General features: G+C 62.1%; 22 protein-coding genes and 1 pseudogene. 1 reads left to right on the plus strand and 22 read right to left on the minus strand.

The features are described 5' to 3' along the window. From KVY02_RS10230 to KVY02_RS10300, 14 genes and pseudogenes are all read right to left on the minus strand, one after another. The gene (locus KVY02_RS10230; protein WP_016914157.1) at positions 1 to 882 is read right to left on the minus strand and encodes a phosphate/phosphite/phosphonate ABC transporter substrate-binding protein; all 882 of its coding nucleotides are present in this window, start codon (positions 880 to 882) and stop codon (positions 1 to 3) included. Further along, the gene (locus KVY02_RS10235) at positions 879 to 1,262 is read right to left on the minus strand and encodes an EAL domain-containing protein (protein WP_218313486.1); all 384 of its coding nucleotides are present in this window, start codon (positions 1,260 to 1,262) and stop codon (positions 879 to 881) included. The genes KVY02_RS10230 and KVY02_RS10235 overlap by 4 nt, the downstream gene beginning before the upstream one ends. Continuing rightward, the gene (locus tag KVY02_RS10240; RefSeq protein WP_081135004.1) at positions 1,240 to 1,560 is read right to left on the minus strand and encodes a helix-turn-helix domain-containing protein; all 321 of its coding nucleotides are present in this window, start codon (positions 1,558 to 1,560) and stop codon (positions 1,240 to 1,242) included. Before KVY02_RS10240 ends, KVY02_RS10235 begins: the two co-directional genes overlap by 23 nt. Beyond that, the gene (locus KVY02_RS10245) at positions 1,553 to 1,867 is read right to left on the minus strand and encodes a transcriptional regulator (RefSeq protein WP_016914160.1); all 315 of its coding nucleotides are present in this window, start codon (positions 1,865 to 1,867) and stop codon (positions 1,553 to 1,555) included. The genes KVY02_RS10240 and KVY02_RS10245 overlap by 8 nt, the downstream gene beginning before the upstream one ends. A gap of 117 nt (positions 1,868 to 1,984) precedes the next feature. Continuing rightward, positions 1,985 to 2,254, minus strand: coding sequence for a hypothetical protein (locus KVY02_RS10250; RefSeq protein ID WP_016914161.1), 270 nt, complete (start codon positions 2,252 to 2,254; stop codon positions 1,985 to 1,987). 110 nt (positions 2,255 to 2,364) lie between these two features. After that, positions 2,365 to 2,775: a hypothetical protein gene (locus KVY02_RS10255; protein WP_218313487.1), complete on the minus strand. Its 411-nt coding sequence runs from the start codon at positions 2,773 to 2,775 to the stop codon at positions 2,365 to 2,367. A gap of 566 nt (positions 2,776 to 3,341) precedes the next feature. Further along, positions 3,342 to 4,241: pseudogene (locus tag KVY02_RS10265) on the minus strand (transposase). Beyond that, positions 4,234 to 5,091 (minus strand): tyrosine-type recombinase/integrase, encoded by an 858-nt coding sequence (locus KVY02_RS10270; protein WP_213262753.1) that lies wholly within the window; start codon positions 5,089 to 5,091, stop codon positions 4,234 to 4,236. Before KVY02_RS10270 ends, KVY02_RS10265 begins: the two are co-directional and overlap by 8 nt. 723 nt (positions 5,092 to 5,814) lie before the next feature. Then, positions 5,815 to 6,426 carry a cob(I)yrinic acid a,c-diamide adenosyltransferase gene (cobO, locus tag KVY02_RS10275; protein ID WP_100731553.1) on the minus strand — a complete coding sequence of 204 codons (612 nt, stop codon included), beginning with the start codon at positions 6,424 to 6,426 and terminating at the stop codon, positions 5,815 to 5,817. 19 nt (positions 6,427 to 6,445) lie between these two features. Next, positions 6,446 to 6,886: a YtoQ family protein gene (locus KVY02_RS10280; RefSeq protein ID WP_016914164.1), complete on the minus strand. Its 441-nt coding sequence runs from the start codon at positions 6,884 to 6,886 to the stop codon at positions 6,446 to 6,448. 72 nt (positions 6,887 to 6,958) lie between these two features. Beyond that, positions 6,959 to 7,723 (minus strand): precorrin-6A synthase (deacetylating), encoded by a 765-nt coding sequence (gene cobF / locus KVY02_RS10285; protein ID WP_016914165.1) that lies wholly within the window; start codon positions 7,721 to 7,723, stop codon positions 6,959 to 6,961. Then, positions 7,720 to 8,517: a precorrin-4 C(11)-methyltransferase gene (cobM, locus tag KVY02_RS10290; protein ID WP_016914166.1), complete on the minus strand. Its 798-nt coding sequence runs from the start codon at positions 8,515 to 8,517 to the stop codon at positions 7,720 to 7,722. Before cobM ends, cobF begins: the two co-directional genes overlap by 4 nt. Then, on the minus strand, positions 8,517 to 8,900 hold the full coding sequence (locus KVY02_RS10295) for a cobalamin biosynthesis protein (RefSeq protein ID WP_016914167.1): 384 nt from the start codon (positions 8,898 to 8,900) through the stop codon (positions 8,517 to 8,519). Before KVY02_RS10295 ends, cobM begins: the two co-directional genes overlap by 1 nt. Before the next feature lie 32 nt (positions 8,901 to 8,932). Then, positions 8,933 to 10,168, minus strand: a complete 1,236-nt coding sequence (locus KVY02_RS10300; RefSeq protein ID WP_016914168.1) for a bifunctional cobalt-precorrin-7 (C(5))-methyltransferase/cobalt-precorrin-6B (C(15))-methyltransferase — start codon at positions 10,166 to 10,168, stop codon at positions 8,933 to 8,935. On the opposite strand from KVY02_RS10300, the gene KVY02_RS10305 reads away from it, so the two are divergent. Then, on the plus strand, positions 10,167 to 10,904 hold the full coding sequence (locus KVY02_RS10305; protein ID WP_016914169.1) for a cobalt-precorrin-6A reductase: 738 nt from the start codon (positions 10,167 to 10,169) through the stop codon (positions 10,902 to 10,904). The genes KVY02_RS10300 and KVY02_RS10305 overlap by 2 nt on opposite strands. A 10-nt stretch (positions 10,905 to 10,914) precedes the next feature. Here KVY02_RS10305 and cobJ read toward each other — a convergent pair whose 3' ends face one another. The 8 genes from cobJ to KVY02_RS10345 are packed head-to-tail and all read right to left on the minus strand — an operon-like array spanning position 10,915 to position 22,124. Beyond that, the gene (gene cobJ / locus KVY02_RS10310) at positions 10,915 to 11,664 is read right to left on the minus strand and encodes a precorrin-3B C(17)-methyltransferase (protein WP_016914170.1); all 750 of its coding nucleotides are present in this window, start codon (positions 11,662 to 11,664) and stop codon (positions 10,915 to 10,917) included. After that, entirely contained in the window at positions 11,661 to 12,386 is a 726-nt protein-coding gene (locus tag KVY02_RS10315; RefSeq protein ID WP_016914171.1) for a precorrin-2 C(20)-methyltransferase, read from the minus strand. The genes cobJ and KVY02_RS10315 overlap by 4 nt, the downstream gene beginning before the upstream one ends. Further along, a complete protein-coding gene (locus KVY02_RS10320) occupies positions 12,383 to 13,012 on the minus strand; it encodes a precorrin-8X methylmutase (protein ID WP_016914172.1) in 630 nt (209 codons plus the stop codon). Before KVY02_RS10320 ends, KVY02_RS10315 begins: the two co-directional genes overlap by 4 nt. After that, positions 12,996 to 14,147, minus strand: coding sequence for a cobalamin biosynthesis protein CobG (locus tag KVY02_RS10325; RefSeq protein ID WP_040460823.1), 1,152 nt, complete (start codon positions 14,145 to 14,147; stop codon positions 12,996 to 12,998). The genes KVY02_RS10320 and KVY02_RS10325 overlap by 17 nt, the downstream gene beginning before the upstream one ends. Continuing rightward, positions 14,137 to 17,964 (minus strand): cobaltochelatase subunit CobN, encoded by a 3,828-nt coding sequence (gene cobN, locus KVY02_RS10330; RefSeq protein WP_100731552.1) that lies wholly within the window; start codon positions 17,962 to 17,964, stop codon positions 14,137 to 14,139. Before cobN ends, KVY02_RS10325 begins: the two co-directional genes overlap by 11 nt. Continuing rightward, on the minus strand, positions 17,964 to 19,070 hold the full coding sequence (cobW, locus tag KVY02_RS10335; RefSeq protein WP_016914175.1) for a cobalamin biosynthesis protein CobW: 1,107 nt from the start codon (positions 19,068 to 19,070) through the stop codon (positions 17,964 to 17,966). The genes cobN and cobW overlap by 1 nt, the downstream gene beginning before the upstream one ends. Further along, positions 19,057 to 20,427: a cobyrinate a,c-diamide synthase gene (locus KVY02_RS10340; RefSeq protein ID WP_016914176.1), complete on the minus strand. Its 1,371-nt coding sequence runs from the start codon at positions 20,425 to 20,427 to the stop codon at positions 19,057 to 19,059. The genes cobW and KVY02_RS10340 overlap by 14 nt, the downstream gene beginning before the upstream one ends. Next, positions 20,427 to 22,124 (minus strand): ATP-binding protein, encoded by a 1,698-nt coding sequence (locus KVY02_RS10345; RefSeq protein ID WP_016914177.1) that lies wholly within the window; start codon positions 22,122 to 22,124, stop codon positions 20,427 to 20,429. The genes KVY02_RS10340 and KVY02_RS10345 overlap by 1 nt, the downstream gene beginning before the upstream one ends. Positions 22,125 to 22,381 lie beyond the last annotated feature (257 nt).

Raw genomic sequence — 22,381 nt, forward strand, 5'->3', positions numbered from 1 at the left:
CTAGTTGTTTAGAACAGCCTCAATCGCCCGGTAATCATCATAGGTCACGAGGTTTATTCCCACCGCTCGCTGAGTATTCAGGTATTCCGAGAGCATTGGCGAAGGGGTTGTCAGTAGATTAATGACCCGGCTCCGAACGTCCTCGCAAATTCCACTGCGGAATACAAAAGGGTCATAGTGTAACGGTACCGAACGCCAGAGAACCGTTAGGGTGTCCTCTGCAATCATGCCGCGCCTGAGCGCTTCATCTGCTCTTGAGCTGGAGACAAAGGCAGCCTCCGCCTTGTTGTCCAGCAACGCCATCAATGCCTTGTCATGGCTACCCGCGTATATGTTGGCTCCAAAGAAATCGGAGAATGGCTCGCCGATCGTGGTTGCAAACTCGTTTTTGGGAATGAGAGCCCCTGATGTACTGGAAGAATCTGTCAGCAGTATCCTGGTATTTCTCAGGTCCTCAATGCTGTTTATCCCCGCTGCCGTTGGAACTACCAGTAACGAATAATAGAAACTCCCCTCGGGTGTAAAGAGCCCGGCCTCGGTGGTTAGAGAAGCGAAGGCATCCAGACCCGGGTCTGTTCGATGGGCGATAACATAGGATGCCGGCCCCATAACGGCCAGGTCGACACCGCCCGAGAGTACACCGTCCATCACGCTCTCGTAAGAGGTGGCTCTAACCAGTTCTACCGGCATCCCAAGCCCCTGCTCTAGCAGCGTAATCAACGGCTGATATTCAGAGGCCTGCTGGTCGATATCTTTTTTTGGGATCATCGTGAAGGTCAATCTGTTCATGTTGCAGTTTTTGACCTCTCGGACGGCTCCCCAACTATAAAACGATGCAAAGGCGAGCGATGCGAACGCGAGAATTAACGTCAGCAACCTCATGCTCTGGCTTCCTCTTCTGCGAAGGTTCTCAGGAACTCAGGAATCTTCTCCGCTGGCATGGGGCGCCCCAGGTGATAGCCCTGTGCAATGTCACAGCCGGCGACTTTCAGGTGAACCAGCTGCTCACGGGTTTCCACGCCCTCGGCCACCACTTTGAGCGCCATGCGCTTGGCCAGAATAATGGTAGAGGACACGATCGGACTGTCATCATGGCTGTTTGAGATGCGGTTAATCAGGCTTCGGTCAATCTTGAGCTTGTCTACCGGTACCGCCTCCAGGTGGGCGAACCCCGCGTAACCGGTGCCGAAATCGTCAAGACTGAGGCGGATACCTGCCGACTTGAGGCAATGCAGGCTCTCAACTGCCCGGCCTTCCAGCATACCCCCGGAGTTCGAGGTCTTCCCGAATAACCTCCGGATGACGGAAAGCAATCTCGATGAGTGCCTTTGCCGGCCCTGAGGGTTTACGTCGACCTTGCTCCCATTCCTGCAACGTACGCGGAGAAATATGCAGTACCTCAGCAAACTCCCTCTGGGTCAGGCCGGTTTTACCGCGTGCCTCTGCCACCTCGTTAGGCTCCACACGACTGACTCGTGCGGCTTTGCCCGCTTTCATTTCTTTGACGGACTGGAGTAGCTTGTTGCCAAGCTCCTCAGCACTCAGGGTCTCGTTACTCATTTTCCAATACCTCACGAATCGACTTCAGGATATGCGCGGGTATGTTGTCCTTGACGGCCTTTTTGTAGATCACCAACAGCCAGATCTCGCCATTTGCCAACCTGGTGAAGTAGATAACTCGCACTCCACCCCGCTTCCCTGAACCCGCAACCGACCAACGAACCTTTCTACATCCACCACTACCGGGAATGGGATCACCTATTTCCGGATTGGCTGCCAGCCAAGCGAAGAAAGAGCTCCGCTCCTCTTCAGTCCAAATTTTCCTGGCGTCCGCTTCAAATGTAGGGGTTTCGATGATGGTAAACATACTGACAAATATACGTCATTGACGGAGTTTTGCAAGGTAGGCGGCTAGAAGGGTTAACGCCTGAGTTAAGCCGCGCCGCGAAGCGGCGTCGGCTTGAATGAATTGTTAGGTGTGATGTTAGCCACGGAACGGCTCATCTGTACGAGGAGCGTCAGGCGCTTGCTTGTCTAGCGACTCGCGGTACTTGATGCAGCCACGCATGAAATGAGGCCACGCTGGCACAGCAATTTTGGGATCAACCTTCTCGGGCAGGAGCGCCCACAGAGCCGGATGGTGCCAGCACAGATCATGGCCAGTGGTGTCTCGGTGTTCGCGGATACCTTGGCGAAGTTTTATGACCTCTGCCACAAGTTGTTCCTGGGACATTTCTAGTAAATCACTATCCATCCATGACCTCTTAAATTTGCGGCGGACTTCACCATCACACCTAACGCAGAGCACAGCGGCGGCCCGTCAGGGACGTCCGGCGGCCATCGGCCGCGTACTGCTGCGCCTTGTTAATTGGATACCTCAATGTACCACTTGGGCTTGATGCGCCCGAAATCCCGGCGAACGTTTGATTTCAGTGCCTTTTTGGAATCGAGCACCTTTGCCTCGCCATTTTCTCGGACGAACAGAACCCAATGCCAAAATGGCTTGCCCTGCTCTATTCGCCATTTAATGGCAAGAAGGGCCTTATCTGGCAACTGCTCCCACGATTCGAATGGTGTTTCTTTGGGAGAAATGGAGATACCGAAATCTCGCAACAGCGTTCGGACGTACTCCGTGTCGGACCAGAGCGATGTGTCTGATGCGTGGATACCAAGAGCACTAGCTCTATTTTTGGCCTCAGCATAGCTGAGACCCGCCAGTGCAGCAGATGCCGCAATGCCACAACCGGTCACTTCTTCTTGAATGACAACTTCCATACCTTTACCAATTAACAGTGAAGCATTTATTCGCCGTGCGGAGCATGGCAAATAAATGCCTGTTGGACTAAGGCGCGTCCATCAGGCGGCTATTTAATAGGGAATTGTATTGACTGACAGGTGGCCTGAGGTGCCAAACGGCGCATTGGCAGGTCGGGGGGCACGCGCTCTGATCGTCCGTTTCGTCATTATGTCGACACTTCCAAATCCAATTTAACCCAATGTAGCGCGTCTGATGGCTAAAATCCATCATCGGGACGAGCTTATCCATGACTCGCTAGCGAGCCGGTTAGCCAGGTCTGTTGTTGTCGTAGGGCGTTACATCATGCTCGATAGTGTTGCTCCTTGTCGTTAGGCGGCTGATCATGGAGGGGGCGCTGGGGTGTGAGCGTCCCGATCATCCGTAAGGTGGGCTGCTTGCAGTGTGGACAGGTGTAGGTCGGCTCCGCATCGCTGGCGGCTGTATCGACATGGGGGCCGGTCAACCATCGCTAGCGCTCGACGGATCTGTACCAGACGTTGCCGTCGGCAGCGATTGGCCAGAAAGCCGTAATGCCGCACTCGCATCAGTCCCCAGGCAGGACGTGGAGCAGGAAGCGACGCACGAACTCCTCGCCATCCAGAATGAGTTGCTTGTGTCGGTTGTGGTCGCGGTAATCCTTGTAACGTAGGGTCACTTGCTGGTCGTCTACGGCGAGGATACGTGCGTTGCTGATGGCGATCTGGCGCGTGTAGCGCGCCGTAGCGTACTACCGCCCGGTGTGTTCAAGGCAGTCCTTGCTGTAAACCACCCAGTCAGTGGCCATCAGTGTGTTCAATTGAGCATCGACATCGCCGGGCCGGGTAACCCGGTGGAGATCGCCAGCATGGGCGGCCTTGCGCAGAGCGCTCACCATGTGCCCACGGAAGTGGCGTGACAGGGCCCGCACGGGGAACAAGTAGTTGCTTCGCGCTTCATGCCACTTGCCATCGTCACTCAAGGCACCGCCTCGAACCAGACAATGCAGATGCACATGCTGGCTCAGGTTCTGGCCCGTGTGAAGCACCGCGATCATGCCCATTTCGCCGTTGAGGCGTTTTGGGTCTCGTGCAAACGTGCACAGCGTTTGCCAGGCACTCTGGAACAGCAATCGGTGAATCACCTCGGGATGAAGCTGAACCCAGCCATTAAGACTGTGCGGTAGCGTGAATACGACGTGGTAATAGCGCACCGGCAGCATATTGGCCTGCTGACGCTCAGCCCATTGCGCCATGGCGCGGCCCTGACACTGTGGACAGTGACGATCACGACAGCCAAAGTAGCGTGGCTGTACATGAGCGCAGTCAGAGCACTGTAAGACCATCCCACCCATCGCCTTCGTTCGGCAGGCCAGCAGATGGGTACACACCCGTTGGCGCTGGCGATCAAGACCGCTTGGGTCGAGAAAGCGGGTCAATGCCTGTTGCAAGGTAGCGGCCTTAGTCATGGCTCACCTCCAGGGCGGCCACCAGGTCAATATGACACTGATCTCCCCCTTGCTGGTTCGGTAGCCAGTGCAGGTAGCGCATCGTCGACTGGAGGTTACGGTGGCCCAGTAGTCGCTGGAGCTGATGGACGGGCAGGCCTTGCTCCAGAACATGGGTGGCATAGGCATGGCGCAGACTATGGATGCCACCCACCCGCTCGACCCCGGCCAGACGCTTGGCCTGGGTAAAGGCCTTCTGTGGCGCACTGGCGTGCAGGGCTTGATCGGGAAACAGAGCGCTCGGGAACAGCCATGTGACTGGCCGATAAGCGCGCCAGTAATCGCGCAAGCGATCAAGCAGGGTCACGGGTAGTAACACCATACGATCCTTGCCGCCCTTGCCCTGCGTCACACGGAGTTGGTAACGCTGGCTGTCGATGTCACTAACTCGCAGGTGGCAGACCTCGGTCACACGCAATCCGCAGCCATAGCACAGTTCGAGCATCATGCGATGCTTGGCGTTTTGGCAGGCGGCCAGGATCCGCCGAACCTCGTCGCGGGTCAGCAGTTCTGGAATCCGCTGCGGTTTTTTGGGGACGGTGAGCGGCACATCAAACGACGGCCACTGCAACACGTGCAAATACAGGAACCGCACGCCGTGCAGATAGACACGGCAACTGGCGGCAGACAAACCGCGCTCCTGAACCAGGTGATTGAAGAAGTGTTGCAGGTCGTCGGTACTCAACGTGTCTGGCGAACGGTGGAAATAACGTGCCAGATCAGTGACCACCATCAGGTAGGTATTGTGGGTACGTTGCGCAAAGCCACGCTGACGCATGGCCGCGATCATCTTCTGTCGCAGGGCAGTCATCGTCGTCACTCCTGTTGATTGACCCACGTGGGTCAATCAATAGTGTGGCCCGATGAGGCGAAAAACGTGATTCGTCAACAGCTACCGCGAAGCGGTTTAGTTCAACAGTGATTATACGCCCTTCCACATAACATTATTGAACGCGCCAGCATGATTATTGATGTTATATCGCCACTCAAAAAATCATAAACCACTGTTTCTAATAGACTATGTCTGACTCATGGCAGCATAACCAAAATTCGCGTGACCGCCGCTTTTTACGGTTTAATCATACTCTATTGATAAATTTGGCTTTGGTCACGCAGATTTTTTGAAAAATTGCGTTGGGTCAGTTTGAGGAGTGTGGGTGAGGGGATGTGGCGGGGTCTGGGCGGCTGGTCGCCGCCTTCGCGCCGGGCCGCCGCTGCGGGTGCCTTCCTCGCTCGTTGCTCTCGCTCGGGCGTTACGCCGCGCTACGGGTATGCTGAGATTTGGTGGCTTGATCGTCGCGAGCTGAAGCTGCCTCCCACAAGGGCGGGTGGGATGAGGCTTGGTGGCTTGATCGTCGCGAGCTGAAGCTGCCTCCCACAATGCAAGTTCGGGGCGGCTGGGGGCCGCCTTCGCGCCGGGCCGCCGCTGCGGGTGCCTTCTTCGCTCGTTGCTCTCGCTCAGGCGTTACGCCGCGCTACAAGTTGCCATCGACCATTTGCATTGCCGTTGCCCCCTTGCACTTTTCGCCTCACTTCATAGCTCGATGCCTTTTTGGGCTTTGATGCCTTGGTCTTTGAAGGCGTGTTTGACGACTTTCATTTCGGTGACGGTGTCGGCAAGGTCGATGAGGGGTTGGGGGGCGTAGCGGCCGGTGACGATGGCGTGTTGCATGGGGGGGCGGGCTTGCAGGTCGTCGAGGACCTGGTCCAGGTCGAGGTACTCGTAGCGCAGGGCGATGTTGAGTTCGTCGAGCAGTACCATGTGGTAGCTGTCGTCTTGCAGCATGCGCTTGGCTTGTGCCCAGGCGGCGTTGGCGGCGGCGACGTCGCGTGCGCGGTCCTGGGTGTCCCAGGTGTAGCCTTCGCCCATGACGTGGTAGTCCACGTTGGGCAGGTGGCGGAAGAAGGCTTCTTCGCCGGTGCTGAACGCGCCCTTGATGAACTGCACCACGCCTACCTTCATGCCGTGGCCCAGGGCGCGGGCGAGCATGCCAAAACCGGAGCTGCTTTTGCCTTTGCCGGGGCCGGTGAGCACCAGCAAGATGCCCTGCTCTTTGTCGGCGCGGGCAATGCGCTCGTTCATGATTTTTTGCTTGGCCGCCATGCGCTGGGCATGGCGTTCCGGGGTTTTGGCATTTTCGCGCATGGGGGCTCCTTGGGGTGTTTTACGCTTTCAGTACATAGCGCAGGGTTTCCACGACCTGATCGGTGGTGGTGCACCAGGCTTGGGCCTGGGCGTCGACTTCTTTCAGCGGGTGAACGATCTCTTCGCTGTGCAGCGTGATGTAGGGCTTGGCCAGGGCTGCGCAGTAGCCTGCATCGAAGGCGGCGTTCCACTGCTTGTACTTGTCGCCGAAGCGCACCACCACCAGATCGGCTTGTTCGATCAGGGTGCGGGTGCGGATGGCGTTCACTTTGGAAGACTGGTGGTCGCGCCAGAAGCCGTTGTCCGGCTTGCCCAGGTGGTCGCCAGCGGCATCGGAGGCGTCGTGGTCGGTCACCGGGGCGGTGAAGACCACGTCCAGGCCTGCGGCTTCTGCGCCGCGCTGGATCTCTTCACGCCAGTCGGTGTGGATCTCGCCGGAAAGGTAGACGTAAAAGCTCATGGTGGCTCCTTGCGATTTGCCGAGGGTATATGCGTCCATTCTATGGAAAGACATTCCATATTCATACCCGTGTTAGTGCAAAGGCTGCTGGGCCAGCAGGTAAATGTCCATGATCCAGCCATGGGCGTCACGCAACTCACCGCGCCGCTGAAGAATGGTATCGGCCACGTCGCTCAGTTGCCCTTCGATCAAGCACTGCTTGTCCATGCCCAGGTAGGCACCCCACCAGATGTAGGTGTCCTGGGGCGGTAGCGTGGTGAAGGCACCGCCGCTGTCCAGCATGACAGCCACCGTGGCGGCATCGCCTGGCCAGCCGCGTTCGCGCAGGCGACGGCCGGTGGTGATGTGTACCGGCTCGGCCAGGGCGTTGAGCGGGATTCTGTGTTCGGCGGTCAGCACTTGCAGGCTGGTAATGCCCGGGATGACCTGTACGTTCATCGCCCTGCCCGCGGCGCTCAGGCGCTGGGTAATCCGCAGGCTGCTGTCGTACAGCGAAGGGTCTCCCCACACCAGCATGCCCACCCGCCCGCCGTTGGGCAGGTGAGCATCGATGTGCTGTGCCCATGTGCGGGCGATGGCGGCGTGCCAGTCGTCCACCGCCCCCAGGTAGTCGTGGCCGTTGGCCCGCTGAGGCAGGTCGAACTCGACCACCCTGGGCGTCATCGGCGCTTCCAGCAGGCGTTCGCAGAGCAGGCGGCGCAGGTCGATGAGATCCGACTTGGACGCGCCTTTGCGGGGCAGCAGTATCAGATCGGCATCATTGAGGGCGCGCACGGCGGCCAGGGTGACGTGGTCAGGGTTGCCGGTGCCAATACCGATCAACGATAACGTAATCATGGCTCGCTCTCCCCCGCTGGGGCCGCAAAGGGAGAATCCGCCGACTGGGGACGAAAACGGCGGTCATAGCCTATCGCGTAGAGGCTGCTCTCCTGGAAGTCTTCGCACTCCAATACCGGCCCCACCAGAATTAGCGCGGTGCGCTGCATGGTGTCATCGATCTTCGTTTCTATCGTGGCTAGCCGCCCACGCACTACCCGCTCATCGGGCCAGCTTGCTCGCCATACCACCGCCACCGGGCACTGCGCTCCATAATGTGGGGTCAGGCTTTCCACCACCTGGGCAAGATTGTGAATGGAGAGGTGAATGGCCAGGGTGGCGCCAGTGCGGGCAAAGTTGGCCAGGGTCTCTTCGCTGGGCATGGCACTGGCCCGCCCAGGTGTACGGGTGAGCACCACCGACTGGGCCACGCCGGGCAGCGTCAACTCCTGGCCCAGGGTCGCTGCTGCGGCGGCAAAGGAGGGCACACCGGGGGTGATGCTGTAAGGAATCTTCAACTCACGCAGGCGGCGCAGCTGCTCGCCCATGGCCGACCATACCGAGAGATCCCCCGAGTGCAGGCGGGCGATGTCCAAGCCTGCCGCGTGGGCGGTTTGAACTTCGTGAAGTATCTCGTCTAGCGATAGCGGCGCGGTGTTGATCACCCTGGCCCCTGGCGGGCAGTGTTGCAGAATCTGCTCCGGCACTAACGAGCCCGCATAGAGGCACACCGGGCAGGCGGCGATCAGGTCACGCCCGCGCAGGGTAAGCAGATCCGGCGCGCCGGGGCCTGCGCCAATGAAATGTACGGTCATTATCGATTTCCTTCTGCCAACGCCAGCGCGGCGGTGGCCTGTCGATCCGCTGAGATGATTCTGGGCCCTAGCAGCCTTGCCCCTGGCCCGGCCCCCAGTAGCGCCACGGCTTCGGCGACGCTGCCCGTACCACGGGCCTGCATGCTGCGAACCGAGTGGGTGAGCGTTGAGGCTGAAGAGAGCTCGGCGTCTGCCACGGCGATTACCTCCAGACTGCGCAGTTGGCCCAGTTGTTGAACCAACGGCAGCATGGAGTGGGCCGATGCCAGTTGGTCGATGGTGCCATACTGCTCGATCAGTTGATCCAGCGCTTGACCAAGAGACGTCAGCGGCGCTTCGCTGCGAAAGCCAAACCCCGCTACTTTTATCCTTTGCACCTTCATCGCGTGCGCTATCGGTGTATCGTCAACATCGTTCATCGAACGCCCCGCCACTGCACAATCGGGTAGTTGGCCTTCCAGCCCCGGCGGGTGCCGATGGGGGCCGCGCTGGCCAGCTCCAGGCGCAGCAGCTCACCGCCTGCCTGCTGGTGCCAATGGGCCAGCAATGCTTCCGACTCCAGGGTGACCGCATTGGCGACGATGCGCACGCCTTGGGGTAGGCATTGCCATAAGGCCTCTAACAGCGTTTGGGATAACCCGCCGCCGATAAACACCGCATTCGGTAGCGGTGTCTCGTTGAGCCTGTCAACCGCACTGCCCTCTTTGACCGCTAGCCAGTCAACGCCCAGGCTGGCTGCGTTGGCGCGTGCCCTAGCAGCCCGTTCAGGGTGGCGCTCAAAGCCGATGGCCTGATTATCCGGGTGAGCGAGCAGCCACTCAATGGCGATGGAGCCCGACCCGGTGCCGATATCCCATAGCCGCTCACCGGGCATGGGGGCCAAGGCGGATAGAGTGATTGCGCGAACGGCCTGCTTGGTGATCTGGCCGTCATGCTCAAAGAGGCTATCTGGCAGGCCGGGGGTAAGCGGCAAGGCGGGGCCAGCCCCGGCAATGTTGAGCCCTACCGCGACGGGGTGGGCGATATCCTCGGGTAACTCGGCCCCAATACGACAATGGCGAATGCGCTCTTCGGCACCGCCCAGGGATTCCAGCAGCGTTAGCTGGGAATCACCAAAGCCGAAGCGGTTCACCAGTGCCGCTAACTCGGCCACCGCCTCGCCGTCTCTTACCAGCACTAATAAACGCCTGCCCGCATGCAGATAGGGGCGAATGCGCGTTAGCGGTTTGGCATGCAGGCCCAGGCAAGTGCAGCGCTCCAGCGGCCAGCCTAAACGGGAAGCCGCCAGGCTAAAGGTGGAGGGCGATGGCAGCGCCTGCCACTCCTCTGCCGCCAGGTGACGTGATATGGAAGTGCCTGCCCCAAACCAGAAGGGGTCGCCGGAGACCAGCATAACGACCCGACGGCCGCGCTGCGCTAACAGCATGGGAATGCCATCGGCAAAGGGCACCGGCCATTCATGCATCTCCATGTTCAGGTCAGCATTCAGGGGTGGCAGCAGGCGTAAGTGGCGGCGCGCACCGAAGACTACCTGGGCATTCTCCAGCGCTTCACGGCTTGTCGGGGTTAGCCCCGCTATGCCACTCTCCCCCCATCCTAATAGCGTCAGCCAGGGAGCCTGACCCACTGGAGCGTGAGAAATTTCAGCCATGATCAACATCCTAATTCTTGGGGGAACCTCTGAAGCCAGCGCCCTGGCCAGCGCCGTCGCCAAGCGCGGCCTTCCTGCTGTGTTCAGCTATGCTGGGCGGGTGAACGCGCCCAAACCCCAGCCGCTACCTACCCGCATTGGCGGTTTTGGCGGCGTCAGTGGGCTAGTCGCTTTTTTAGCCCAGCAGCGCATTACCCATGTTGTTGATGCCACCCACCCTTTTGCTACCCAGATGAGCACTCATGTTGTCGCCGCTGCGGCTCAGTGTGGGGTTAAGGCCACTGCCCTTACCCGGCCTGCCTGGCGACCCATTGATGGCGACCAGTGGCAGAGCGTGGCAACGGTCGATGAGGCGGTTAGCGCGCTGGCTGGCCCACCCCAGCGTGTACTACTGGCCATTGGCCGCATGCACCTGGCTGCCTTTGCCCCCCAGCCCCAGCACCATTACGTTCTGCGTCTGGTCGATCAGCCTAACAGCCCGCCGCCGCTCGTGGATTATAGCACCGTGATCGATAGAGGCCCGTTTACCCTGGAAGGCGACTTGGCTCTGCTGGAGACCCTGCGTATCGAGCGCATCGTATGTAAAAACTCCGGCGGCGAAGGCGCGGCGGCCAAACTCACCGCTGCCCGTAGGCTCGGCCTGCCGGTGGTAATGATCGAGCGGCCGGAGCTGCCTTCCCGCCATGAGTTGCATAGTATCGATGACGTGATGAGCTGGCTTGATGACCACTGTTAAGATACCACTGTTAATCGGCAGAACGTGGCGTATACACCAGCGGCACGCCCTCCCGCTCGATCAGCCGCGTCTGCTGGGAACCGACGATCACCAGCGTGCGCATATCGGCCATTTCAGGTTCAGCCCCGCCTAGCGTCGTGACGCGAACCGATTCCTCGGGGGTAGAAACCGCGCGGGCGAAGATGATCAATCGGTCCGGGCCGCAGGCTTCCCTCAGTACCTGCAGGGTGCGCGCAAAACCCTCGGGCCGCGCTTTGGAGCGAGGGTTGTAGAACGCCATGGCAAAATCGGCCTCGGCGGCCAAACGCAGGCGTTTTTCGATGAGCGCCCAGGGCTTGAGGTTGTCAGAAAGATTAATGCAGCAGAAGTCGTGACCCAGCGGCGCGCCGACACTGGCGCTGGCGGCCAGCATGGCGGAAATGCCCGGCAGCACCTGGATATCCAGGGTACGCCACTGGACGTTCCCGGCTTCCAGCGCCTCGAACACCGCCGCCGCCATGGCAAACACGCCGGGGTCACCAGAAGACACCACCACTACCCGGTGCCCCTCAAGCGCCAGCTGCAGCGCATGCTCTGCCCGGCGAATCTCTTGGCGATTATCCGAGCCATGGCGAATCAACCCGGCTCTAGGCGCGACCCGGTTGACGTAGGGTACGTAGCCCACCACATCGGTGGCCTGCTGCAGCGCAGCCGTCACTTCCGGGGTGATCATCGTTTCGGCCCCAGGCCCCAGGCCGACGATTTTCAGCCAGCCGCTCATGGGCGCCGCCCGTTGCCGTGAATCAGCACGATCGAGAAGTACGGTACGCTCTCGCCAACGTCGGCCAGCGGCAATACCCGTTGCTGAGGCATGGCGGCGTACTCGATCAGCCAGGCATCCTCTTCTCGGCCAGCGTGCACCAGCGCCCGGCGCAATTTGGCCAGGTTGCGGCCAATCTTCATCACCACCAGCGCGTCGGTCTGGGCGATACGTTCGGCCAGCGCCGCTTCGGGTAGCGTGGCCATCAGTACGGTCATGATGTCATCGCCCCAGGTGATCGGCTGGCCGGTGGCTGTCCATGCCGCCGACATGCCGGTAATGCCCGGCACCACCGAGACCGGCACCCGGTTCAACAACCGCGTGTAGAGGTGCATGAAGGAGCCGTAGAAGAACGGGTCGCCTTCGCACAGCACCACCACATCGCAGCCTGCCTCGGCCATCTCAGTTAGCTGGGCCACGCTGCGTTCATAGAAGGCTGACAACAGCTCGTTGTAGCGGGGGTCATCAAAGGGAATCTCCGTGGTCACCGGATACTCCATGGGCAGCTCGATTGCCCCAGGGCTTATCAGTCCTTCCACAATGGTGCGAGCATGGCCGCAGCGGCCCTTCTTGCGAAAATAGGCCACGTGGGTCGCCCCGCGTATCAGGCGGTCGGCGCGCACGCTCATCAAGTCCTGGCTGCCGGGCCCCAGGCCCACTCCGACGATGGCTCCCTGGGTCATTCGATGCGATCCGCCATGGCGTTGATGGCAGCCACCGTCACGGCGCTGCCGCCCAGCCGACCACGAACGACACAGCTGGGCAGTGCCGAATGGGCCAGCAGCGCTTCCTTGGATTCCGCCGCTCCCACGAAGCCCACCGGGCAGCCGATGATCGCCGCCGGGCGTGGGCAGGCCGGGTCTTCGAGCATGTTGAGCAGATGAAACAGCGCGGTGGGCGCGTTGCCAATGGCGACCACGGCGCCTGCCAGACGCGGGCGCCACAGCTCCAGCGCCGCCGCCGAGCGGGTATTGGCCATTTCCCGGGCGAGCGTGGGCGTGCGCTCATCGTTAAGGGTGCAGATGACCTGATTGTCGGCTGGCAGACGCTTGCGAGTGATGCCTTCCGAAACCATCCGGGCATCACACAGAATCGGCGCGCCCTGCTCCAGGGCGGTGCGGGCCTTGTGCACCACATCGTTTCGAAAGTGAATATGCCCGGCCAATTCCACCAGGCCAGCGGCGTGAATCATGCGTACTGCAACCGTCTCTTCTTCCGCTGAAAAGCGGCCAAGTTCCGCCTCGCGGCGAATGATGGCGAAGGATTCCCGGTATATCGCCGGGCCACTGGTTTCATACTGATAAGGCACCCAAACTCTCCAAGTAGGCGATCACCTCACTCTCCGTGAGATCTGACTTCACCGGCGTGCTGTCGGCACTGCCATTGACGATAAGATGGAACCGGCCCGACTGCCCCACCAGACACAGATCGGCCGCAGCGCGTCGGGCGCACCCTTTCGCACAGCCGGAAATATGTACACTGCTGCTGTTCACGCCGCTCAGCCGCTCGGCAAGGCGCTGGGTCTCGACACTGGCCTGCTCGCAGTAGGGCGCGCCAGGGCAAGCATCCAGGGACAACCGCGGGTCGGCGTCATCCAGGATCAAGCCGTCGTTGGCGGCCTCGAATGCCCCTTTCAGCAGCAACCGCCGCCAGGGGGTCACCCGGCCTGCCGTCACCGTGGCGGGCGCTATCCACTCCCGCAGCGTGGCCGCAGTGGTACGCCCCAGGGGTAGCCCCACCACCCATCCAGCCGGATGGCGACCCAGCGCCAGCCGGGGGCCCGCAGGCGCGGGCAGCGTGTCCTCGGGTGCCCAGGCAGGCAGCGGCGCCATATGGCGCCGCATGCGGCCAGACTGCCCGCCACCGCTCTCCATGAACCAGTGGGTCAGGCGGATGAGCAGTGCCACAGCGGTGTCCACATCTTCCACGGCGGTACCTGCCGGATGGCCATCGGCCCGTACCAGCAGACCGCCACACTCGGAGCGCTCGATGCGAAAATCGGCGGCCTCCTCACCCAGCACCGGGGCGTCGCCCGCATCGATGGCGATGCCCACCTTGCCGGGCAAGGCGGCCACTTCAGCGCCCCTGGCCTGCAGCAGGCGAGCCATGGTAGGCGAGTCTTCCCCCGCTTGCCAGTCGGGCGCCAGCATCAGCGGCGGCTGGCGCTCCGTTTCGGGGTCGGCGCTCACCAGCTGGTGCCGAAGCAAAAAGTCCATCAGCGGCGGCCAGCTAGCATGGCTCACCCCGCGTAGCTGGATATTGGCGCGCCGGGTCAGCTCGATCAAACCACTGCCGAAGGTTTCGGCGGCATCGCAGAGCGCCAGCAGCTGCGCTCGCGAAAGCTCTCCCATGGGCGGGCGCACCCTGACCAACAGGCCGTCTCCGGTGGCCATGGGGCGCCAGGCACCAGGGCACCAACCCTTGATACGCGGGCTAGACAACATGGCCATTGGCCTCCCTGGCTTCGTCCAGTGCCAGCAGTAGCTCCTGCAGCGCTTCGCCATGCTCGCCAGGGGAATGCCACATGCCTCGCTGGGCGGCTTCCAGCAGCCGCTCGGCCATCTCTTCCAGGGCTGCCGGATTGTGCTGACGCAGAAACTGCTGATTGGCAGCATCGAGCACCAGGGCATCGCTGACCTGAGCATACTGGTAGTCGGCGACCAGGTCGGTGGTGGCGTCGTAGGCAAACAGATAGTCCACCGTGGCGGCCATTTCGAAAGCACCCTTGTAACCGTGCTCGCGCATGGCGTCGATCCATTTGGGGTTCAATACCCGAGCGCGCAGCACCCGATTCAACTCTTCCTTCAAGGTGCGGATTCTGGGCGCCGCCGGGTTGGCGTGATCGGCGTGGTAAATCTCCGGAGCGATGCCGCTCAGCGCTCGGCTGGCGTTGGCCATCCCCCCCTGGAAGGCGTAATAGCTGTTGGAGTCGAGAATATCGTGCTCGCGGTTGTCCTGATTCTGCATGACGGCATCGAGCCCCTGGAGCTGCTGCTCGAACGCTGCCCGTGCGGGAGCCCCCGAGCCCTTGAACTGGCCATAGGCGTAAGCCCCTGCGTCCAGATACGCCTCGGCCAGATCATCGGCGCTCTCCCAGGCGCGGTTGTCGATCAGCCGATTGAGGCCCGTGCCATACTCGCCAGGCTTGCTGCCGAAGATACGGTAGCTTGCCTGCTGGGCCGCCATGTCCGAGGGCATGCCCTGTGCCTCCAGGGCTTGCTGGCGAGCCAGCACCGCCTGCCGAATTGTGTTGCTGTTACCGGGCTCCTCGTAGCTTGCCACGGCCTGCACGGCGGCATCGAACAGACGAATCACGTTGGGAAACGCATCGCGGAAAAACCCGGAGACGCGCAGGGTCACATCTACCCGAGGGCGATTGAGCAGCATGGCAGGGATGACATCGAAATCGGTGACCCGCTGCGCCCCCAGCGACCACCTGGGCCGCACGCCCATGAGCGCCAGGGCCTGGGCAATGTCGTCGCCACCGGTGCGCATGGTGGCGGTGCCCCAGATCGACAACCCCAGCCGCCTTGGGTAGTCGCCATGATCCTGCAGGTAGCGCTCGACGAACGCCTGGGCGGACTTTTCACCCAGCGCCCAGGCGGCTGGCGATGGAATCGAGCGGTTATCCACGCTGAAAAAGTTGCGCCCGGTGGGCAGCGTGTCCAGGCGGCCTCGGCTGGGAGCCCCACTGGGCCCGGCAGGCACGAAGCGGCCCGCCAGGCCATCCAACAGTGATTGAATTTCCATGCGGGCACCCCGCTGCATGGCCACCCACAGGTGTTCCCGGGCGTAGTGCAACTGTTCCGCCGTGGCGGGGTAGCACTGGGCCAGGGTCTCCAGGCAGCCCGGCGCGAGCACGTAGTCACTCACCCAGCGTTCGGCAAGCAGCTCCAGACGCTCCCGGGTGTCGGCAGCGGTACGCCAGGGGGCATCGAGCTGTGCGAGCAGGATGCCAGGCGTGGGCCCTTGCCAGGGCTCGCTGCCCGCGGCCAGGGGGTCGAAAGCCGCGCCCTCATCGGGGGCGCTCAATCCGAGGTCCTGGGCCAGGTTATGCAGCAGGCCGCGTTGGGCTACGGCCTCCCCTCTGGGCAGCCGCAACAGCGCCACCAGAGTGCCCGCCCGCTTGTCTGCTGGCGGCAGGTCGCCAAGCACATGGAGGCCGTGGCGAATCTGGGCCTCCTTGATATCGCACAGAAAGGTATCCAGCTCGTTGAGCAGTTCGGTGTCGTCGCTGCTGTGGGCCAACTCCTGGTCGATGCCGGTATCCCGCAGGTGGGCCAGTATCTGGCCGCGGATCAGCGCCTCCCGGCGCGGGTCCATGTCCAGCGCCTGATAATACTCGTCGGTGAGCGCTTCGAGTTCGGCCATGGCGCCGTACAGTTCGGCCCGGGAAAGGGGTGGCATCAGATGGTCTATGATCACCGCATGGCTGCGCCGCTTGGCCTGGGCGCCTTCACCGGGGTCGTTGACGATGAAGGGGTAAAAGTGCGGCAGCGGCCCCAGGGCAATATCCGGCCAGCAGTCGGCGCTCAGGGCAGTACTTTTCCCCGGCAGCCACTCCAGATTGCCGTGCTTGCCTACGTGGATAACCGCATCGACTTGATACTGTTCGCGCAGCCAGACATAGAAGGCCAGGTAGCTATGCGGCGGCGCCAGCTGCATATCGTGGTAGGACTGGGTGAGGTCATCGATGAAGTCCCGCTCGGGCTGGATCCCCACGAAGGTATCGCCTAGCCGGATACCGGCAATCATCAGCCGCCCCTGACGACACTTGGGGTCATCCTGGGGGGCTCCCCAGCGGGCCCAGACGACTTCCTGCAGTTCGGCAGGCAAGGTGTGGAACCAGGCCAGGTAATCCTCCACGCTGATGCTCTGCCAGCAGGCGCGCTGGTCGAGGCTGGCGTGGTCGTTGGTCACCGCGCCCTGGAGCTGGCGAATCAAGGTGTCGCCGCTGTCAGGTAGCTCGCTGAGCGGATAGCCCGCCTCGGCCAGCGCCTGCAGAATCTTCAGCGTCGACGCCGGGGTGTCCAACCCTACCCCGTTGCCGATACGCCCATCACGGTTGGGATAGTTGGCCATCACCAGCGCCACCCGCTTTTGCGCATTGGGGGTCAATCGCAGGGCAGACATGCGCCGCGCCAGCTCGGCCACGAAAACGGCGCGCTCCGGTTGGATGACATGGTGGGTCACCGCCAGCTGGCAACGCGGGTCATAGTGGGCTTCGGCCTTGAAGCCCACCGGCCGGGTAATGATGCGGCCATCCATTTCCGGCAGCACCACCTGCATGGCTACATCGCGGCTATGCAGCCCGGCCGCCATGGCTTGCCAATCTTCCAGAGTGCTGCTGGCGAGAATCGCCTGGAGCACGACCGGACGGCCCACGAACAGCTCGTCAGGTAGCGCATCCCCCAGGGCATCCAGGCCGTCGGCGCTGCGATTCACCGCGAAGCTGGTGGTGTTGATCACCAGCAGGGCACCGGTCTGCTCGATCAGATGGTTGATGAAATCGATGCATGGCCCTGCTTTCAACGACGCCACGGCAACCGCCAGCGGCGCCAGCCCCTGCTCCTCAAGCGCCGCGATCATGCCATCGGGCACTGCGGTATTGGCCCCTTGCAGGTGGCTGCGATAAAACAGCAGCAGGCAGACGGGCCGCCCCGGCGCCTGGCGTGCCCGCCATTCGCTCAGGCTGGAGACCTGCTGCGCTGCCGGCGCATATATCACCGCAGACGGGATGACCTTGGGCTCCTGCCACGCGCCCAGGTGGGTCTGCCGATACTCGCTGGCAACAAAGCGCAGCAGCTGCTCGGCGTTATCCACCCCCCCCTCGCGCAGGTAGCGCCACACCCGGTAAGCGTCATCGAACGCCACGCTGGAGTCTTCCAGCAGCGCATCGTCCGGGGCATCGCAACCGGGCACCATGATCAACTGGCGGCCGGGCTTCTGGGCCCAGGCCAGCAGACGTTCGTGCCCATAAGGCCAGTAGGTCTTGCCCCCCAGTAGCGACACGATCACCAGTTGAGCGTGCTCCAGCACCCTGTCTTCGTACAGGTCGTAGGCAGCGGGCTTGACCAGGTTCATCCAGTTGGCCAGCCGCACCGAGGGGCAAGGCTCCCCCAGTCGCTCCACCGCCTGGGCCAGCGCCGACAGGTTGCTGTCGGCGGCGGACAGGATCACGATCTCGGCGGGGCTCTGTTGCAGGTCGATGATGCCCTCATCATCGACGAAGCCTCCTGGCTTGGCGGCAAATAAGTGCATCAGTTGGCCGTCTGGACCTCTGCCGTTGCCAACGCTTCGCGGAGCGCGGCGCTATCCAGGTGCTTGCCAATGATCACCAATTGGGTTTGGCGGGCTTCCCCAGGGGCCCAGAGCCGGTCGAAATAGCCTTCCAGGCGCTCGCCCACCGCTTGAATGACCCGCCGCATGGGCTTGCCGGGAATTGCCGCAAAGCCTTTGGCGCGATAGATCTCATGGTCTTTCAGCAACTGCTGCAACTGGCTGGCCAGGGCATCGCCATCCACGTCGCCCAGGGTGATCACACAAGAGTCGAAATGATCGTGAGCGTGGTCGTGGTGAACACCTTCGGCGTGATGCTTGTCGTGGTGGTTGGTGATGCTATCGATGTGTGCTTCGCTGGCGGCGCCAATCCCCATGAGTGCTTCCAACCGAGCGGTATCGGTCACTTGGGTCTGATCGATGAACAGCGTTTTCACCGAGTCGTTGACCCGCGCCTGGATGACCGTTTCCACTCGCGAACGCGCTTCCGGGCTGAGTAAATCCGCCTTGCTGACCAGCACCAGATCCGCCGCGCTGAGCTGGTCGTCGAGCAACTCGCGCAGGCTGGGATCGTGGTCGAGGCTGTCGTCGGCACGGCGCTGGGCCTCTACTTTATCGACATCGCTGGCATAGCGCCCAGCGGCCACGGCAGGCCCATCGATCACGGTGATGATGGCATCCACGGTGCAGTGCTGACGTACCTCGGGCCAGTTGAACGCCTGCACCAGCGGCTTGGGCAGCGCCAGGCCGCTGGTTTCGATGAGAATGTGGTCGATATCATTGCGGCGGGCGACCAGCTTATTCATCACCGGCAGAAACTCCTCTTCCACCGTGCAGCAGATACAGCCGTTGGCCAGCTCATAGATGCTGCCGTCTTCGCCGTCTAGCTGCCCGCCTTCGCTACCCTCTTCACACCCCAGCGCGCAGCTGCGCAGCAGGCTGGAGTCGATATCCTGTTCGCCGAACTCATTGACGATCACGGCGATCCGCTTGCCGGTCACCTGACGCAGAATATTGGCCAGCAACGTGGTTTTGCCGCTACCCAGAAAACCGGTCACGACGGTGGCAGGAATCTTATTCAATTGCATGGGTAAATGCCTCGCGGTGGGACGGTTCGCCCTGTGCCGGGTTTGCCGCAAACAAGCGGCCCACGGCCTCAGGGTTGTTGGGAAAAAACAGATGTAGATAGGTCGCCGTCAGGCGCTTCTGCCGATAAATCGCCTCACCCGGCGCCGGGTGGCGCTGACGGCGGCCGTGGGCAATCGGCTCCGGCGTGCCCTCCGCCATGGAGCGGTGGTGGGCATGGCCGCGCACTGGCCCTTCCGGCAGTTCAGCGGTCTGCATGCCCTGGCAGCCCCGGCGACCGCGCATGGCGCCTTGCCCAGGCAACAGGCCCAACATGGTGTGGGTAGCATCGGCGTAGTCGGTCAGGGTTTCCAGGCAGTACAGCAGGCCACCGCACTCGGCCAGGATAGGTTTTTCGGCATTAAAAAACGCCTGAATGGCCCCGCGCATGGCGCTGTTATCGGCAAGGGTTTCGGCGTGCAGCTCCGGATACCCCCCCGGCAGCCACAGGGCATCGCACTCGGGCAGGTGGCTATCCGTTAGCGGCGAGAAAAAGCGCAGTGTGGCACCCATCTGCTCCAACACATCCACATTGGCCTGGTAGATGAAACTGAAGGCAGCGTCTCGGGCCACGCCAATGGTGTGGCCTTCGAGCAGCGGCGCGGTGGACGTTCGACTTTTCTGAGGAGCGGCAAACGTCACCGGAGCCAGCGTCGAGAGCGCCTCCAGCAAGCCCGCCGCCTCCAGCGCCTGGGCAGCTGCCTCGAAGCGGATTTCCAGATCTTCGCGAATTTCCGCCGCCTGGACCAACCCTAGGTGACGCTCGGGAAGCGACAGGCCGGGGTCACGTGGCACGGCCGCCAGCAACGGGATCGAAGGTGGCAGCGCCTCTTCGATCAGCTCGCGATGGCGCGCCGAGCCACAGGCATTGGCCACTAGCCCGGCAATATGGATATCGTCACGAAAACTGGCCAACCCCGATACCAGCGCGGCGGCGGTTTGGGCCATGCCTTTGACATCCATGACGATGGCTAGGGGAATGCCGAACAGTGCTGCCAGATCCGCGCTGGAGGGTTCGCCGTCAAACAGCCCCATGGCACCTTCCACCAGGATTAAGTCAGCCTCAAAAGCGGCGTCATGAAAACGCTGGCGGCAGTAGGCTTCGCCTGCCATCCATAGATCCAGCTGATCCACTGGCTGGCCAGAGGCCTGGGCAAGTATCTGCGGATCCAAGTAGTCCGGGCCGGTCTTGAACACCCGCACCACCTTGCCCTGGTTGCGTAGCAGACGTGCCAAGCCCGCCGTGACGGTGGTTTTGCCCTGGCCTGAGGCCGGGGCAGCGATAAACAGCGCGGGACAGTGGGCGGTTGGCATGGTCATCAGGTGGGGCTCCCTGGCAGTAGTGGGCTAAACGGAGCGGGCCAGTAACGCGCGCCCAGCTGCAAGGCAATCCGCTTGCCCTGCCCGCGTTTGACACGGGACTGTTCGGTGTCGATCAGCAGGCACTCTTCCAGGGGGGCAAGGTCGTCCACGTGTTCCCGGGTACGGCCGTCGGTAATCAGGTAAGTGCGCACCCGCAGCCCGGGTTCGCGTCGCTGCCACTGACGAATCAGCCGCTTGGCTTCAATGATCGCTTCCCGCAGGGGGGTTCCCCCACCGCCTTTGGCGTTATCGAGCGTGCCTCGGACGTTTTTGGGTGCACGGCGGCGGGACAGGATCGGCATCACCCCGCCATTACCAAATCCCAGTACCGCTACCTGCTCCCGCGTGGCGTAGGCTTGGGTCACCAGCGCTTCCACCAGCCCTTTCGCCTGCCCCAACAGGCGCTGGCCCAGGGTCGAGCCGGAGGTGTCCAGCAGCACCAGGTGCGCCGTCGCCTGCCCCGCTCGGGCCTTGCGCATCGTCAACTGCCGCCAGGGCCACTGGCCGCGATTGGCAACAATGGTCGCAAAGCCGTCCAGCCGTGAAGTCGCCACTCGGGATCGCCCCTGGTCCAATGCAGCGCCGAGACCCGCGCTAGCGCCGGTGTCGGTGCGTTTAGCCCGCTGAAACAGCGCCTCGCTATCGGGCAGGCTCACCGCAGGCTGGCGAATCGATGCCTGGGCCACGGGAGGCATAGCTCCCCACTGGCCCTGTTTACTGTGGGGATGGGATGAACCGCCCTCGCCCTTTGAGGGCATCTGCTCAGGCGGGGGAGACGGCGGGCTCTGCTCAGGCGATTGGGTACGCCGATGTGCCAACACCCAGGGCTCCACGGTGTCGATATCCTGCTGCTCCACGCTAGCCACACCCCGCCAAGCCGCGTGGGCCTGGGCGGCGCGATGCCAGGTGACATCGGCGCGCAGGCCTTCGACCCCGGCGGCTTCGCAACGGGTGGCAATGATGCGGTAACCCCAAGGCTCGGTGGTGATCTCATCGAGCAAGCGCTGCGCTTGGGCAATCCGCTCGGACAGGGCGGCCTGGGCATCCTCTACCCGTGCGAGAGTGCCAATGGGGTCGCGGTCAAAGGCTTCCCGCTGTTGCACGATGGCGATCCGCTCGTCGATACTCATGGCGCCCGCCTGCTCAAGACAGAGGCCAAAGCGATCCAGCAGTTGAGGGCGCAGCTCACCCTCGTCCGGGTTCATGGTGCCAATCAGGCTGAAACGCGCTGGATGCGTGTGGCTGATCCCGTCACGCTCGACGATATTGGTACCACTGGCCGCCACGTCCAGCAGCAGGTCCACCAGGGTATCCGGCAGCAGATTGACTTCATCCACATAAAGAACACCGCCGTGGGCGTTGGCGAGCAGCCCAGGGTGAAAAGTGGCTTCCCCCGCCGACAGTACCTTTTGCAGGTCCAGGCTGCCGACCAGCCTATCTTCGCTGGCGCCCAACGGCAGCGTAACGAAAGGCGCCTGCGGACGCTGGCCATCGCCGGGCAAGAGGGCGGCCAGGGCCCGCGCCAAGGTCGATTTCGCACTGCCGCGTGGCCCGCTGATCAGCACCCCGCCAATGCGCGGGTTGATGGCATTGAGCAACAGCGCGGTTTTCAGCGATTCCTGGCCGATCACCGACACAAAGGGAAACTCATCCACTGGCACCTCCTGTGCTGGCCATGCCCGTTGGGGGTCATCATCTCGCCACCGAGACAGAGAGCGTCACCCATGAATGACATTCATGAAAAAGTGGCTATACAAAAGTCGCTTAGTATAGAGGAAACCTTGGCCGTGAGGCCAACCCGGACGGCCCATGGAGCGGGAAGAACCGCATGACCATCAGCGCAGATGATCAACTGCCGATGACACGCTCAAAAACATTATGATATAACATATCAATCCAGCACAGGCAGCAC

The sequence above is a fragment of the Halomonas sp. 18071143 genome (assembly GCF_019211725.1).
In the GTDB taxonomy this organism is placed as follows: Bacteria; Pseudomonadota; Gammaproteobacteria; order Pseudomonadales; family Halomonadaceae; genus Vreelandella; species Vreelandella stevensii.